Here is a 15,573-nt window from a genome sequence, read left to right as displayed (position 1 = left end):
ATCACCATCAAAGCTCCAAGTTTGCCAGCTTATCCGCATACCTCTTGATGAGGGTAAGATAGGTCTCCACATCTATCTTTCCATCGCAGAAGGCAATGGCAATTTTTTCCAGCTTGTTGAGATAGAGCTGCCTTTTATATGCCTTTATCAGCTTGCTTAGCTCCGGATCTACCTCCTTTATTCTCCTCTCCAGCTCCAAGGATAGCCTTTTTACATCCTCCTCGCCGAGCTGGCGGCCTGCTGCCTCCATGGCGGATCTTACAACATCCTCCGCATCGAAGTTCTCATCAGGCCGGAGATCTATGCTTGGCGGAACGAAAACGATGTTGGGCGGAACTTCCTCTACCTTTGCCTTGGCCTCGCGGCCGAAGTACAGGCCGCCAACAAAGGCGAGAAGCTGAAGCCATCCCTTAGCCATCCTCTGATTACACCTCCCTAATATTTATCTTTTGCGGAAGTAGTATAGGGAACAAATTATCAATTACGGATTGATGTTGCTATTGATCCCTCTTTTCAGATTTTAAGCTCTCTTATAAAATTCCTCACCTTCTCAATCTCCTCATCTATCCAGTCTATTTTCTCTCCTCTTTCATCTTTCCTCTGCTCCACAAGTCTGACTAATGTGAATCTTGGCTCGCTCTTAAGCCCGTACTTTCTCAAAGAATCAGCCCCTCACCACCGCATGCAGGGCAAACACCTGTGCCATTGCACAAATCGCAGGAAACTTTTCCAGATCCTCTTTTAATTTTTATATTTATCTCCGAAAGATCTTCTGGCCATGAGCTAGAGAAAATATGAAGAGAACCAGTTCCTCCACAGACTGGGCATCCATACACATGTCCGTAGTGTTCTGTCATCAAGGATGGGGACATGCAGTATCCATTTCCTTTGCATTCTGGGCAAGTCATAAGCCCTGTTCCCTTACACTTGGGGCACAGGCCTGTTCCATTGCATTCCTTACACTTCTTCTTCTCGTACTCATCTTCCCTCAGGACAAGAACTGCCCCTTTCTTCGTCACATGCACATAGCGCTTGGGGTGTGGCAGCTCGGGCATACCACTCTATGAGTTATCCCCGGCTTGAACGGAAGGGTGAAGACACTTTTCCCGCAGATCGGACAGGGAAAATCAAATGTTTCTATTGCCATCCAGCAAGCTAAGGGCATTAATTATTTAAGCTTATCTATTAAAGCGTTAGACAAGGGGTCATCTCAGTGTTAGTAAACTCGCTTAAATTGCTAAAAGCTTATATTTTCTCGCTATGATCTTTTCCAGATGGATAGGATCTTTGTTATGGGCTCCTCAGCGGATGATGAACCCTTCATCCTGACTGATGAGGATGTTTCAGTTCATGGCGTGGTTTTTGGGGCATCAGGCTCTGGAAAGACCGGTTTTCTCACAGTATTGATGGAGGAGGCTTTGCTCAACGGCATCAATGTGGTGGCCTTGGATGTTAAGGGAGACCTCTCCAACCTAGGGCTTGACATCACTGATACGATACCGGACAGCTCCCGCTTGGAATCCTTCAGGAAGAACGCAAAGATATCAATATATACCCCTGGAAGCTTAAAAGGAAGACCTGTATCCATTCTCAGCTGTCTAAAACCACCAGATGCTCAGGAAGATCTGTGGAGTGCGGCATCTTCTGTTGCAAACTCCCTTTTCCCGCTTGCAGGGATGAGCGGGGAAAAACTGCAAAGTGAGGCAAGGCTGCTAACAGAACTTTTCGTACATGCTTGGAAGAACAGAATTGAGGTTTTGCCGGAGGATCTCCCGAGAATGTTCTTGGATCCGCCATTTGATGCTATTGGAGGAGTTGATGTGGAGCTCCTCGTGCCAAAAAAGAGGAGACAGGAGATTGCAATAACGCTGAGCACGGTGTTTAATTCCCCAAACTTCAAGAGATGGATTAATGGAACTCCTTTGGACTTCGACCATCTTCTTGAGGAGGCCAATGCCTCAATCTTCTATCTGGCTCACCTCGATAGCAATGAGAGGATGATGTTCATCGCCCTTCTCCTGAGAACTCTGCATTCCTGGATGCTGAGGAAGGGAGGATCTGATAAGCTCAAGCTTCTTCTAGTGTTCGATGAGGTTTATGGGTACCTTCCGCCATATCCCAGGGATCCTCCAAGCAAGGCTCCATTGCTCTCGCTCATAAAGCAGGGGAGATCCTTCGGAATCTCAGTCTTTTTATCCACGCAGAACCCGTTTGACATAGATTACAGGGCTCTGGGCAACGCAAGGCTCTGGGTCATTGGACGTCTTCAGACGGCAAACGACAGGAGGAGAGCCTTAGAGGGAATTGTTGAGGCTGGAATTTCCATAGGAGAGAGGAAAGAGCTAAACAGGGAAATATCATCACTGAAGCCGAGGGAATTCATTGTATACAATGCCAGAAATGATGTTATGAGGAAAATGCACACGAGACAGAGTTTTTCAAGCTTAAGAGGTCCCCTATCCCTGGATCAGATAGCTGAGATTTCAGGCTTCCAGCCGATAACAGGGAAAATATCGGGTGATCAGAGCCTTTTGGATATTCCGCCCTCTTTACCGGAGAGAGTGGAGAGCTGCTATCTTCCTGCTGTATATGATTCCGCAATTCTCAGGGGGTTCAATGTAGTGGGGAACATCAGCCTATATTATGAGCCATTTCTCCTTTTGGAGGTTAAGGCAAGGCTAGAAAAGCCCGCTAATGGGGAAATAAAGTTCTTAAGGCTGATGCCCGCCAGCTCGATGCAGAGGGATCTAGTTTTCTCTGAGAAGATGGAGCCGGGGATCAGGAGTGAACAGCTAAAGGACTGCCCCTTGGGGGAAAAACCAAGTCTGGGATTCAAATTTCGTCCGATTAACAGGGCACTAAGAACACGTGCCGGGATAAAAAGGGTGCTGGATGGTCTCAGGAACAATGTTGCTGAGATAAACGTCAGAGTTTATAAGTGTGAGGAGACAGGAGAATGCTCTTTTCCCGGGGAGGATTTGATCAGCTTCAAGGAAAGGCAGCAAATGAAGCTCATGGAGAGGCAGAAGAAGGAGATTGAGGAGCTCAACAGAAAATTGATGAAGATCTCCATCGCACTGAGTAAGGAAGTTGGAGAGCTGAGGGAGCTGGAGAGACGCCTGGAGGAGCTGAAAACCTCTATTTTCGTGGGCAATCTGATAAAGCTCATGAAAGGAAGTGTGAAGCAAACTTTTAGGGGAGTTGGAGGCAGTTACAAAAAGATTAAGGAGATTGAGAGGAGGATTTCCCTTAAAAAACAGAGAATTGCCCAAATTGAGCTTGAAAAAGCGAATTTGGAGGAGCTTATCAGGAGGGCCAGAGCTCCTCCGACGATACTTGAGCTCACTTTAAGGCCAAAGGAGGTGCATGTTTCATCTGTCATGCTTGTATGGGTTCCAGTTGCTGAGGCAAGGGCGCTTGTTGGAAACAGGATGGTGTTGGTGAAAGCAAACTGCTTTAATGGTGTTGTCAGTACATTCCAATGAGGGCTTTCAATAAGTAAATCTTATCCAATAAGATGGTGCAAGGGCCACGGTCTATATCATAGCTGACAATTTTCCTCAGGTTTACAGGCTCCATTTCAACCAAGACCTATAGAGATCCAATTTTCGATGAAGTGATTGATTATCGAGATTTATAGTTAATTATATTGATTATTGGCACACTTAAGATAACAGAGTAAAATAATTATTAGTATATTAATATCAATCTTAATAAGCATAGAAATTCTCAACTAGCTAGAGACAAGGCAAAAATTAAATAAAACTGATTGGTTGTTTTATTTTCTAGTTGGAAGAAATGGGTCCCCTAGATCTGGATCTTTATTATGCAGTTTTTGGTGGAGATCTAAAGGAAGTTAGGAAGCTCCTCGATAAGGGTGCAGATGTAAACGCAAAAGACGATGTTATTGGATCTACTCCACTCCACTGGGCTGTTATTAAAGGTAATCTGGATATCGTTAAGCTTCTAGTAGAAAGAGGTGCAGATTTGAATGCAAGGGATAGATACGGGAAAACACCTCTCGATATAGCTAAGGAGGAGAAACACTGGGATATAGCTGATTTCCTTGAAAATTATAGAGAAAGTACAGTAGTTGAGATAGCTGATATAAGGTATAGTCCTCTTAGTGAGGGCTTGTGGGGAAGGATCTTTGTCCTAATGAGGGGAAGTGGAAATGTAAATATAAATCTTGAGGGAGATGTTGAGTGGATTAATCCAGGGGAGATCAGCATAAACGGGGAAGATACAGTGGAGATCCCAGTGAAGCCGAAGGTACATGGTGAAGTCCCTGTGAAGATAACTGTTAAAGGAGGTGAGAAACCAACCTCGAAGATAGTCTGGCTGAATGTCAAGCACCCCAATATCTCAGGGCGGATTAAGGCAAGACCAACAGATTCCGTGTTATGGGTTGAAGAGGAGATTGAGAGGATAAAAGAATTTTTGATGGAGATTGAGGAAAGCTAGGAGTCTATTCGGGATAATAATCATTCTTTTCACATCACAGTTGAGCTAAGAAAGGTCAGTTATCTAGCCTTTTGTGCAGCTTATTAGGGAGATCTGAAGAAAGCGCTCTTTCAAGAATTAGCAGATCGGGGAACTTCTTCTTTAGTCGAGAGTTAAATGCTATCTTGTCCTTCAGCTTTCACTCCCAATCGGCTTGTCTTTTGAAATTCCTCACTAAGAATACTTTCCCATCTTCTCTTCATCTTCTTCGCTTCCTTCAGTATATCTGAAAGCTCTAGCGTCTAGCTGATATTGCTCCCCCTATTATACCTCCGAACAATCCTATCAAGGCACCCTTAATCGTGAGTGCAATAGCTAATATAGCAGCTCCTGCCTGAATATATCCCAGGAATGGGGCTATAAATGGGAACAGTTTTGATAATGGAATGAGAAGAAGGGGCAGAATTATGGCAAGGATTATTCCCCCCAGAGCTCCTGCCAGAAAACCAGCAAGAGCACCCCTTCCCATGCCTTTCGCTATGTATCCAGCGACAAATCCTGCTATAAGATCTCCAATAACAGGAATTGTTCCTCCTAGCAGCAGGTGAACCACGAATCCTGCTATAATCCCAAGAAGCATGCTTCCTCCTTTCTGCTCGGGCATATAGGATAATTCGATGGTATTATAAAAATCTTTTGAAGGAAGAATTTTCTGAGAAGTTCTGGATCTTCCTAGTTTTCGATTCCTGCCGTGATCCTTATCTTGTTAGCATCCGGTAATCTAGCCAATAAAGGTTTCCTCTTCCGTAAAATTTATAGAGAAGCTGGAATCAGAAAATCGTATGTCGAGTAGGGAGATGGATTATCTAACTTTTATGAAATACTACTTTCATTTAACTGGGTGCTTTAGGTTCGCAATTGAATTGCAAAAAGAACTTCTGAAGGAAACAACTAAAGTTGGTGAAATACTCGGATGTTTTAGTGGAATGAACGTCCATATTGAAAAATTACCACCATTATCCCGGAAAGAGATCAATGAGCTGGAAAAGAAAGTTAAGGATTGTATAGAACATTATAAAGAATACGGAGACCCAAGGTATCCATTGGAGCCGAAGGATAAGGGAATGCTTCAAATTACTGTAATAGAACTTATGGAAATTCTTCATTCACTACAAGTAATAGGAGTAAAGTCGATACAAGATCCTTCTGAACTAATAGTTCCTGCCAAAAAATTTCCTAACAAGATAGTGGTTAAGATGGGCGAAATGAAGAGGGATATGGACGAAACCTTTGTGATAGGCAGAGTATCTGAAGGGGACAAGGACTATATAGCAATAAGAAAGTTTCCATATGAGATGTCGTTTAAGGAGCTAATGGGCTTAGTGGAATCTGAAGACAAGTTTAAAGTTCGTTATAAATCTGATATCAAGCTCAAAGGACGGTTTGATGAGCATCTACGTGCCTCTAGGATCCATCTTGTAATATGGCATGATGGTTCTTGTTATCGCATGGCGGACGTCAGCAGAACCTATACCATAGTTGAGATTGATGGAGATAGACGCAGAATCACTGGATATAGAGCCTATATAAACCAACCTTTATTAACACAGCCATTAGGAAAACAAAACAAAATTTGGATCTGCGGCACTCCTGATGAGACTCCTGTAGAAATATTTACCCAGATCTAGTCGATCTGCGCATTTCCTTTAAATCTTCCAGATCACTTCTTATCTCATTAATGAGAGGATTTAACTTTGACAAGCTCTCCTTGTGCCATATGTCTATCAGCTCGTCAAACTTTGAGCTAATACTCCTTAACATATTCTCTTGGGGCACAGGTATGGGTCTTTCTCTGTAGCGTCTTTTATAATCTTCCAGAATATCAAGCCATTCTTCACAAATCTCCTTGATAGATCCCTTAATTACTTCCTTGATGTTCATGTTCTCTATAGTCTTGATAAATTCATCCACTGTCATCCTATTTTCTTTTCTTTCTGTCGATTTTTCGATCAACTCCTTAAATTCTCTTAATTCATCTATTTCATCCACGGTTCCTTTCTCTTTAAGTAGCTCTATTGCTCTTTTACCTCCAATTAGCTCGGCTAGTATAATGCCAAGTGCGTATACATCAAATTTTTCGGAGGGTTTTCCTTCCGGAGGTTTATAATCCATATGAATCATTATTGGATGAATCGATATCTCGGGAATCCATGCTCCATCAAAATCTCCCAGCTTTACCGTTTTTATCTCACCCCTTTCATCAACATCGATGTATATATTCTCGGGACAAACATCAGTATGCGCAATGATAGGGTGTCTGCTGCTTTTAGTGCTCTCATAAATAAACTTCAGACCGGTAGCCACATCAAGAACAATGCGGAGTGCTTGATGAGGATCGATCCTCCCTTTGCTGCTCATATATTCCCTCAGATTATATCGGATATACTCCGTTACCACATAAGGAGCATCTATATCTCCAACCTCCTCTATATACTTGATATTGTTCCATCCCCTCTCGCCTTTTCTCTCCTCCAAAATTTCCTTTATCCTTTTGTTATTTTCCAGCATCTCCTCAAGTATTTGAAGAGCGAGTGCTTCTTTATTTACACCTAATCTTCTGGCCTCGCTATCACTTATGCTATTCTTTATTTTATTTATATCAAAAATTTTTATTACATATAACTTTCTATCTTTTATCCCTTCAGCCTTGTATGCTACACCAACTCCACCCTCGCCCAGCTTTTCCTCCTTGGTATACCTTTCCACCAATCTCTCAAGGGGCATTCCCATCACCTCCCTCAACTGAAATCCTCTCAATATATATATTTTCCTTCTCCAACACCGCTACCGCAGGGGTGCAGGGGCCATAGTATCTGCATGTGAAGATGGAGAGGAGAAGCCCTGGATACCTTTCCTTGGTAAATATCCTTCTAATTCGGCGAATGATTCCATATTTGCCCTTATTCTGATGGGTAAAAAAATATTTTGCGCCCTCCAGTATATGCTCATGCGAGCGGATGATCAGGGATATTCCATTCTTCCTCATGAATCTCTCCAAGGGCCTCCTTCCAAACTGCATGATATTTTCTCCCCTCGGGCTTGGGGCAAATTCACGGACATCCTCACTAGGATCGTTCCAGAGGAGCTGAATAGCTATGTCACCTGCTGGATCTGTCTCACCCTTCTTGATTTCATCTATCTGCTTTAGCTTAGTGAGCTTTGAGGGCAGTCCCCCGTGAACAGCCAATATTCTTCCGTTCACGAGACACCCATAGGGCATGTATGAGAAAGCCTCATTAAACTTGTTCCAGATTAAATAAGCATCTTTTTTATCGTAGAGCTCGAGCAGCTCCTCAAGGAACCCATAGACCCTGTTTAACTCCTGAATTTCATGGTTTCCACGCAGAAGAATTATTCTACTTGGGGATTCTGCCTTCTTCTCCAGTAGAAACGAGATATTCCTGAGCTGCTGGGGGCCTCTATCTACATAATCTCCCAGGAACACGAGAACATGTCCCTTAGGGTAAAACTTGTCGAAAACATATTTTGTTGACTCGAAATCCCCATGCGTATCTCCAATGAACACAACCTTCTTGGTCTTTATCCTCAGAAGCGATGGCTCTTCCCTTAGAATTGGCTTGATTCTCTCCAGAAGGTTGAGAATTTCATCCTTATTGGGGGCCTCCTGCGGCATTATCCTATCTCTTCAGTTCTTCTATATTAAGCTTGCCTTTTCTTTAAAAAAAAGATAAACACAATTATAGGTGAATATATAAAAACTAAAATATCCAACTTAGTAACCAAAGATATTTATAAGGCTTCTGTGAAAAATTAAATAAAACTTGTCGACTATATGCGAGCTCGTGGGAGAAAATGGATCCCTCGGATAATGAGGATATTATCTTCCCGGAGGATGGGGATCTTATCGATGCCGTTTATGAGGGAGATTTAGAAAAAGTGAAAAAGCTTCTCGATGAGGGAGAAGATATAAATGCAAGAGATGATTACGGCAGAACTCCGCTTCACTATGCTTCAATTAACGGTGATCTAGATATCATAAAGTTTCTAGTGGAAAAAGGTGCAAATGTAAATGCAAGAGATGATTACGGCAGAACTCCGCTTCACTATGCTTCAATTTATGGCATTGTAGATGTTGTCAAGTTTCTAGTGAAGGAAGGTGCAAATGTAAATGCAAGGGATGAATATGGCTCTACTCCGCTTCATTATGCAGCTCCAAAGGGTTATCTTGATGTTGTCAAGTTTCTAGTGGAAAAAGGTGCAAATGTAAATGCAAAAAATAAAGATGGAAAAACACCCCTCGATCTAGTTATGGACATAGTTGACTTCCTTGAAATGGTGGGAAAAGTTACAGCTGAGATCATTGATGTGAAGCACAGTCCCCTTTATGAGGGCTTTTGGGGAAGAATCTCTGTCTTAATAAGGGAAAGAGGAAAGGTGAAGATAGATCTTGAGGGAGATGTAGATTGGATTGATCCTGGGGAGATCATCATAAACGGGGAAGATACAGTGGAGATACCTGTTAAGCCTAAGGTACATGGTGAAGTCCCTGTGAAGATAACTGTTAAAGGAGGTGGAAGACCTACCTCGAAGATAGTCTGGCTGAATGTCGCCAATATTCAAAAGAAATCTGAAGTGGCATCAATAGAGAAATGGGTTGAAGGAGAAATAGAGAGGGTAAAGGGATTTTTGAGGGAGATTGAGGAGAGTTAAGCCTATTTTCTTATCCCAAACTTCCGGAGAATATTTTCTACCTGTTGAGTAGGGCACTCTTCCTAGAAACTGATGAAATACTAATTTTCGCTCCCCGTAATTCATTTTCTCTTAGCAATCGCGTGTGTATGCCCCAAATAAAATTATTGTGTCTGATTCATGCATCTATTAGACTAAGTGCCTTTAGGTTGTTTTTAGTTTTAATATCAAATCTTACTATATTTATCTTAATTTTCTCTCCATCTTTTAGATTATACAGCTTAGCAATGAGGTGCCCAACTCACTCTGAGCGCAAAAATAAAAAAGAGAGAGGTCATATCAGCTGTTTCTGAGATCCATCCTCCTTTATCTCATATATGTGAATTATATTCACAGGACAGGCCTGCGCAGCATCCATGTTGCATCCCAGGTCATCCAGCTCCGTCTTGACTGGAGAGGCAAGACCATCATCAGCTATGTACCAGTTATCGGGGCAAAGGGATGCACAAACACCATCAGCTATGCAGCTCTCCCTATCGTGAACTATCTTATACTTGGCCATCTTGTACTTTGCCCCCTCTTCTAATATAGAACTTGCTTCCATTGCAAATTCATAATCAGCGTTACTGAGTTCGATGATGTAATGCCAGACGGCTTTGGGATCCACCCCCAGTCTCCTGATGTATTCCTCTGGTAATCTCCCCTTATTTGAGTTCATTAATCCATAAGCCGCAATTATTGGAAAAAGCTCTCTTGGATCCCTGCCTTCCTTTCTTCCAATCTCCAGCGCCTCCTTGAGGATCTCCTGGTCGTATTCCATCAATTCCATCACCATCTTCGCGTCTTTCTTGTAATCTCCTGTCCTTCTATATTTCTCCAAAATATATCTTCTCCAAAATACTACGTAGGGAAGAATGTTTCTGAATCCATTAGTAGTATTGCCCGAGATAACCTTTACTATCCTTTTCTTGCCCATCGATACCCAGTACTCCACCTCTGCGCCTGAGGAGATTTTTCCTGCTATCTCCTCTGGAATTGGGACCTCAAACACCTCGAACGTCTCTAGATCCATCACCTGAACAGTGTTGCCTGAGACTGAGACCACCTGTCCGGTTCTCTTATCGACTGCTCGCATCTCCACAGCTTTATCAACAGTTTGATGTATTAATTCTTGGGGCTCAAGGAGCTTGATAAATCCTTTCGCTCTTCTGATTCCCCTTTCGATCAGGAGCTTTGTGAAAAAGGCTTCAAGCTGATTTAAAATAAACTGTTTGACAGCAAGCAGGGTTTCCCTCCCTGTATCACCAAAGGCATAGCCCACAAGCCTTCCATCAAACTCCCTGAATCCAAACACAGTTCCCTTCAATTCGCCAAAGTATTGGGCTGACAGAGAGTTGGCAGGAGGTCCTCCGATTAGGAAGAGGGGTCTGTCAGCATACCTATCTCCAGTGGTTGCCAGATAGGCATCTGTCAGCACAATAGCATTAATGCCTCTTTTCTCAAGCTCCCTCTGTAGCTCGTAGGCACCAACCCTATCGATGAGCTCGCTTCCCTCCCAAGCTCCAACTGCAATTATGAGATCAAGATTATCCTCAAGTATGGAGAGATACTGTGTCTCATTGCCGAGAAGAAGGCTCCCAAGCCTTGAGAGATCGAACTCCTTCACATGTCCCATAGAAGGATCTCAGATTTAAATGTTTTAGTATAATCATATACAAATGAGTCTGCTGAGATTTAATGAGGTCTTTTTAAACAAGCGACCTTTTTCTATGCATGGATAGGGAAGGCAGTGTAACAACGTAAAAGTAAGAGGTTGGGATCTTATACTTAGTTTAGAAAAACTTATAAATAACCTCATTTTATATGTCTTTGTGCATGCTGAGATCTCGGAGAGTTTGGAGAAATCAATAGATCAATTTTACAGAAAAGCATCCAAGCTAGATGAAAATCTCTCTATTGTTGCTATATTTTCTCCTATTTTCATCGTAGGCTTTGTGATATTAAAAGCAATCTTAGATTTCGGGGGGTTATCGTCTGGCTTTTCATCCATAATTTTAGCTTTGATTTTCGGTGGCTTATTTGGTCTTTTTATTGCATTCTTTTCCTTTTATTTCTTTATTTTTCTATTTGATGAAATACAATTATCATGGAAATATAGTGAAAAGTTCTTAACTCTTACAGATGTTAATATAAATTATATTAAGGCTGCTAGCCATGTACTCCAAACATTCGAAAAGCATTTGGAGAAGTTTCCAGAGGCCATTCTTACTCACAGAGACCTAAACGGAAATAAACTAGAAGTAGAGATAGATCTAAAATCTCGTGAAGTTTATGGAGAGCTCTTAATCGATGCCGAATTCTGCTCGCCAGAGGATCTTACCCGTGGAATGCTTGTTAAAGCAACCTACACAGGGAATACGAAGCTTTCCTCCTATAAGGATGCAGCCAGTTCCTACAAAAAACTGTGTACTGAGTTTCGAGCCTGTGTTGAGGAGATAGCACACAAAGCCCAAAGAGAGGAGATAGGAAAGTTAAAAGAGTGGATCGAGTCCGAGATTAATAAAGTGAGGGCGTTTCTAAGGGAACTTGGGAGCCCAGTTAGGATTTTCATCTGACAAAATAGCAGATTGCCTTTTTTGCTATACCAAGAAGAAATGCGCGCGCATAGATAATAGGTTCACTTTCATCCCTCGATAGAGAATAAAGCCAATTCTGCATCTTCTTTCCCTCTATTTAGCAGATCTATGAGTGTTTCTCTTTGTCAAAGTCCTCTAGCTCTTTTATGAAATCCTCGATCTTCTGAATCTCCTCATATATCCATGCGTTCTGTAACTCTTTGATGAGCTTCCTTCCCCTACCTTCTCTTCTCCTCATCACAACAATTATGGGGAACGCCACAAATAGCATCACAATCAAAGGCAGCAGAAAGTCGATCTGAATTGAAGGAAGCTGGATTTCTGGGGTTTTGCTTGGTGGCGTTTGAGGTGCTTGGGAAATAGGTGATTGCTGTGGAGAAGGTGCTTGCTGTTGAGGTTTCTCCTCCGGTGGAACAATGCTAAGTACAACGTTTGTCTTACGGGAGATGCCATTGCTTGTCCCAGTTATGGTTAAAGTATAGTCCCCAGCATTTGCCATCTTGTCAACTGAAACTCTTAGGGTGGAAACAACAGAGCTGCCCATTGAAGGTGTGACATCTCTAGGATCAATAGTTGCTGCAACTCCCGGTGGCACGCCGGAGACATCTAATCTAACGGGGGAGTTAAATCCCCCGATCGATGACACCGTTATCGTTATGCTGGATGAGCTCCCTCCCTGAATTGTTAGATGAGATGGAGCGGATATTGAGAAGTCTCCCGAAATTTTAATGGAGATATCATCAAAGTAAATTCTCGCTCCGTAATATCCTCCCTGATAGAAGGAGAGGGATATAAGGAGAGTGATCTTTTGTCCGGAGTACTTTGTTAAATCATAAGAAAAGTTGCAAATGCATACTCCCACATTATCTATATTATCGTAAGCTCTAGTCCCACCTCTGAGGTTCACTGTTCCGCTCACATCATACCGATTTCCGCCTAGAAGCACAGAAACTCTCATCTGGGGATCCTGCAGCAATCCTGAGAATCCTCCGCAGGAGAAGGGTCCGATCACAGTGAACCTCAGAGTTGCTTTTGGTGAAGGAGGTATGAAGACCGTCTGAGCTACTGTTCCGTTGTAGGATCCGGGCTTCTCATCAGCTTTGAATATCAGAGCGGCATCGTTTTTAACCTGTCCATCTACGAAAGGGCCCAATAAGGCTCGTATATCCACAGGAGATACAGAAAAGTACATGGAAGGGGAGACATCCCAGTAAAGGATTCCCTGTGAGAAATCTCCATTTCTTATCAGCTCGGTCTCCCAAGGTTGAGCATTCACCGGAAGAAGGATTAATCCCAGAATCAGAGGTATCAACAATTCATTCCTCTTGGCAGAGCGATTCAACTGCTCCCCATTAAAAACTCTGCTGTGATCTATTTAAATTTTATTGGGCTCATCCGGCTTATGTCCTATTCGACCCAGTTTAATCCCTTTCCCGCAAAAATCTTCCCTCATAAACCGAGATGTAAGATGAGATCTATTCTGAATCCTTGAGGAAGCTATTTCATGAATTATTGCATAAGAGATCAGATCCCGTAGCTCGGTTAAGAATAAACTGAAGCTAAAACTTATTAAATTTTACCCTCTTCATGCCTCTGGGTAGCTGAGATGGTAGGAAGCTCGGAGAAATCGGTGTACGCATTTGTGTCTGTTGTAGTAATCATAGTATATGCGTATCTTATGTTTTTTACTGAGTTTAGTGTTCTTCTCCTTAAGATAGCTATTTTCGTAGGTGCGATCTGCGGTGTGCGCATATGGATGGATATGAACACTCTGGAGAAGAGGATTGCTGGGATTGAGAGCATTCTCGAGCAGATGGACAAAAGATTAAATCATCTTGAAAGCGAGGATACAGAGAAGTCAAAAGAGTGGACTGAGTCAGAGATCAACAAAGTTAAGGCTTTTCTATTGGAACTTGAGAGTCCAGCTTGATTTTCATATCAGGAAAAGCTTAAATTACTCCCCTATAGTATAGTGATTGTTGGTATTTAATCTTCGTGTAAAATGGAGTGAGATGCATGAACCCAGGCATTGTAAATAGAAGTGCCCTAGTAGTTTTGCTAGCTGTCTTGTTATTTCCAATACCGATACTATCCTCTGCGGTCCCAACTGGGGTCATATATAATGCCGGAGACTGGTTTATCCACAGATATGCTGTCAAAGCTGGCGAGGGGATCTCTGAGGGAACCATTGATGCATGGCTGAACCCCTGGCAGTACAGAAGGTCAATAATAATAGATAATACACAGAATAACAATGACCTTAAGGATTATCAGGTGAAGATAACAGTAGACACACGGTCTCTGATCTCACCTTTTCCTCTCTTCTCAGCAGAGAAGATGAAATCAGATTGCTCTGACATAAGGTTCACGGATTCTGATGGTGTAACACTCCTTTCATACTGGATAGAATCCGGAATAAACACTCCAAACACGATAATATGGGTGAAGGTTCCTTCTATACCTGCTGGCTCAAAGAAGACGATCTACATGTACTATGGAAACCCAAATGCGACAAGCTTAAGCGATCCAAAAGCGACGATGTTCATATATGAAGACTTTACAGCCTCTCCGTCTGGGAATCTTGCCGGAGATGCGACTTATGACTCAACGAACAAATGGGCTCAGTTGACTCCAAAGGAGGGGGAGAAATGGGGATATCTCTACTACGATAAAGTTCCAGTCAATCCGACTGGATTTTACGCAAAATTCTACTTCTGGACAGGAGGAGGAAATGGAGCGGATGCCGTATGGCTTGGAGCGTACGATTCAGATTACTCTAGGACCGAGGAAGATATAGTAAAGGGAGGCTATCATTTCACCTATGATGAATGGCAGGATAGGATATGCTTCACAAAGAGCACTACTGGTAATGGAGAAGGGATCTCCTGTGCATGGCGCTCAGGAACAGAGATAGCTAACTCAAAATGGCATCTAGCTGAAGTTTACTTCTGGTATACTGATAAAGCTTATGCACGAGTATATTATGATGGAGCCTTGGAAGTGAACGCTTCTGATCCTTCAGTTCAACCAAATGTAATAAAAGGAGTTGGAAAAATAATTTTTGGAGGAAGAACTGGTTGGTTTTATAATTATCATAGAATTGGAAATGGATTATTATATATTGCTAAGTACATTTATCCAGAGCCGGAAACATTGATAGGTCCTGAGGAACTTACACCTTCAGCTTCTTCACCAACTCCTCTAATAATACCTTTCATAGTTATTGCTTGTGCGGCTATCTTAGCACTGATTGGAGTTGTTTACCTCCGTAGAAGAAGGTCAAAAGAGATGGAGGAAGAGGGGATGTTGAGAATACTGTTAAGTGAGTAGATAGAAGCTCCTACAATTTTTTGCTTGTTATTGGTGCTTGGCGATGAGGCTTATAAAAGGCTTAAGGCTGAGTATGAGGGGAAACTGAGGAAGATAAAGGGAGAAGCTGAGACAGAAACATTGGAAGAGGAAGGGACAAGGGTTAAGAAAGATTTATTCTCCCTTAAGGAATATCGCTGAGAAGAAAGCTAGAAAATCCATCTAGCTCTATCTTGCTTCTCTTGTCCCCCCTTGATTATACCATAGATTTGCTAAGCTAGGTGCAGACTGTTTGTTAGGATAATCGAACTTCATTATCACGGCGGAAAAATAATAAGCTGCTTGATTATATATGAGCTTGTGGGAGAAAATGACCCTGAATGAGGATCTCATCGAGGCAGCTCGTTGGGGAGATCTGGAAAAGGTGAAGAAACTTCTCGATAGAGGTGCAGATGTAAATGCAAGGGATAAAGAT

At 42.4% G+C, this 15,573-nt stretch carries 16 protein-coding genes and 1 pseudogene; 9 read left to right on the top strand and 8 right to left on the bottom strand.

Translation table 11 applies throughout. The features are described from left to right. Positions 1 to 7 precede the first annotated feature (7 nt). The 3 genes from D6D85_RS03490 to D6D85_RS03485 form a co-directional block, all read right to left on the bottom strand. Positions 8 to 418 (bottom strand): hypothetical protein, encoded by a 411-nt coding sequence (locus D6D85_RS03490; protein ID WP_125670690.1) that lies wholly within the window; start codon positions 416 to 418, stop codon positions 8 to 10. A 95-nt stretch (positions 419 to 513) separates the two neighbouring features. Then, entirely contained in the window at positions 514 to 660 is a 147-nt protein-coding gene (locus D6D85_RS16070) for a hypothetical protein (protein ID WP_161969668.1), read from the bottom strand. After that, entirely contained in the window at positions 657 to 1,055 is a 399-nt protein-coding gene (locus D6D85_RS03485) for a hypothetical protein (protein ID WP_125670689.1), read from the bottom strand. The genes D6D85_RS16070 and D6D85_RS03485 overlap by 4 nt, the downstream gene beginning before the upstream one ends. A gap of 219 nt (positions 1,056 to 1,274) precedes the next feature. Between D6D85_RS03485 and D6D85_RS03480 the strand changes: the two genes are divergently transcribed. Together D6D85_RS03480 and D6D85_RS03475 are read left to right on the top strand one after the other, a co-directional pair. Further along, entirely contained in the window at positions 1,275 to 3,485 is a 2,211-nt protein-coding gene (locus tag D6D85_RS03480) for an ATP-binding protein (protein WP_125670688.1), read from the top strand. Positions 3,486 to 3,798: 313 nt separating this feature from the next. After that, positions 3,799 to 4,464, top strand: a complete 666-nt coding sequence (locus tag D6D85_RS03475; RefSeq protein ID WP_237558736.1) for an ankyrin repeat domain-containing protein — start codon at positions 3,799 to 3,801, stop codon at positions 4,462 to 4,464. A gap of 274 nt (positions 4,465 to 4,738) precedes the next feature. Here D6D85_RS03475 and D6D85_RS03470 read toward each other — a convergent pair whose 3' ends face one another. Continuing rightward, positions 4,739 to 5,107 carry a DUF5518 domain-containing protein gene (locus D6D85_RS03470; RefSeq protein ID WP_237558735.1) on the bottom strand — a complete coding sequence of 123 codons (369 nt, stop codon included), beginning with the start codon at positions 5,105 to 5,107 and terminating at the stop codon, positions 4,739 to 4,741. 178 nt (positions 5,108 to 5,285) lie between these two features. Between D6D85_RS03470 and D6D85_RS03465 the strand changes: the two genes are divergently transcribed. After that, complete coding sequence (locus D6D85_RS03465; protein ID WP_125670686.1) at positions 5,286 to 6,131, top strand: hypothetical protein; 846 nt, start codon at positions 5,286 to 5,288, stop codon at positions 6,129 to 6,131. Here D6D85_RS03465 and D6D85_RS03460 read toward each other — a convergent pair. Together D6D85_RS03460 and D6D85_RS03455 are read right to left on the bottom strand one after the other, a co-directional pair. Beyond that, on the bottom strand, positions 6,118 to 7,227 hold the full coding sequence (locus D6D85_RS03460) for a protein kinase domain-containing protein (protein WP_161969667.1): 1,110 nt from the start codon (positions 7,225 to 7,227) through the stop codon (positions 6,118 to 6,120). The genes D6D85_RS03465 and D6D85_RS03460 overlap by 14 nt on opposite strands. After that, positions 7,217 to 8,137: a metallophosphoesterase gene (locus D6D85_RS03455; RefSeq protein WP_125670684.1), complete on the bottom strand. Its 921-nt coding sequence runs from the start codon at positions 8,135 to 8,137 to the stop codon at positions 7,217 to 7,219. Before D6D85_RS03455 ends, D6D85_RS03460 begins: the two co-directional genes overlap by 11 nt. A 179-nt stretch (positions 8,138 to 8,316) precedes the next feature. Here D6D85_RS03455 and D6D85_RS03450 point away from each other — a divergent pair, with 179 nt between their 5' ends. Next, positions 8,317 to 9,174 carry an ankyrin repeat domain-containing protein gene (locus D6D85_RS03450; protein WP_125670683.1) on the top strand — a complete coding sequence of 286 codons (858 nt, stop codon included), beginning with the start codon at positions 8,317 to 8,319 and terminating at the stop codon, positions 9,172 to 9,174. 313 nt (positions 9,175 to 9,487) lie between these two features. Here the strand turns inward: D6D85_RS03450 and D6D85_RS03445 are convergent, their stop codons facing one another. Beyond that, entirely contained in the window at positions 9,488 to 10,819 is a 1,332-nt protein-coding gene (locus tag D6D85_RS03445) for a 4Fe-4S domain-containing protein (protein ID WP_161969666.1), read from the bottom strand. Between the two features lie 229 nt (positions 10,820 to 11,048). On the opposite strand from D6D85_RS03445, the gene D6D85_RS03440 reads away from it, so the two are divergent. Then, positions 11,049 to 11,768, top strand: coding sequence for a hypothetical protein (locus D6D85_RS03440; protein WP_125670681.1), 720 nt, complete (start codon positions 11,049 to 11,051; stop codon positions 11,766 to 11,768). Positions 11,769 to 11,895: 127 nt separating this feature from the next. Here D6D85_RS03440 and D6D85_RS03435 read toward each other — a convergent pair whose 3' ends face one another. Continuing rightward, positions 11,896 to 13,131, bottom strand: coding sequence for a COG1470 family protein (locus tag D6D85_RS03435; protein WP_125670680.1), 1,236 nt, complete (start codon positions 13,129 to 13,131; stop codon positions 11,896 to 11,898). A gap of 264 nt (positions 13,132 to 13,395) precedes the next feature. Here D6D85_RS03435 and D6D85_RS03430 point away from each other — a divergent pair, with 264 nt between their 5' ends. The 4 genes and pseudogenes from D6D85_RS03430 to D6D85_RS17135 form a co-directional block, all read left to right on the top strand. Then, on the top strand, positions 13,396 to 13,719 hold the full coding sequence (locus D6D85_RS03430) for a hypothetical protein (RefSeq protein WP_125670679.1): 324 nt from the start codon (positions 13,396 to 13,398) through the stop codon (positions 13,717 to 13,719). A gap of 86 nt (positions 13,720 to 13,805) precedes the next feature. Then, complete coding sequence (locus D6D85_RS03425; protein ID WP_125670678.1) at positions 13,806 to 15,119, top strand: DUF2341 domain-containing protein; 1,314 nt, start codon at positions 13,806 to 13,808, stop codon at positions 15,117 to 15,119. A gap of 33 nt (positions 15,120 to 15,152) precedes the next feature. Further along, on the top strand, positions 15,153 to 15,299 hold the full coding sequence (locus tag D6D85_RS16065; protein ID WP_161969665.1) for a hypothetical protein: 147 nt from the start codon (positions 15,153 to 15,155) through the stop codon (positions 15,297 to 15,299). A gap of 151 nt (positions 15,300 to 15,450) precedes the next feature. Further along, positions 15,451 to 15,573 (top strand): annotated as a pseudogene (locus D6D85_RS17135) (ankyrin repeat domain-containing protein); the annotation flags it as partial.

This window comes from Candidatus Methanodesulfokora washburnensis (assembly GCF_003947435.1).
Classification (GTDB): domain Archaea; phylum Korarchaeota; class Korarchaeia; order Korarchaeales; family Korarchaeaceae; genus Methanodesulfokora; species Methanodesulfokora washburnensis.
The sequence above is the reverse complement of the archived record's forward strand: the minus strand, read 5'-3'. Positions and strand labels throughout refer to the sequence as shown.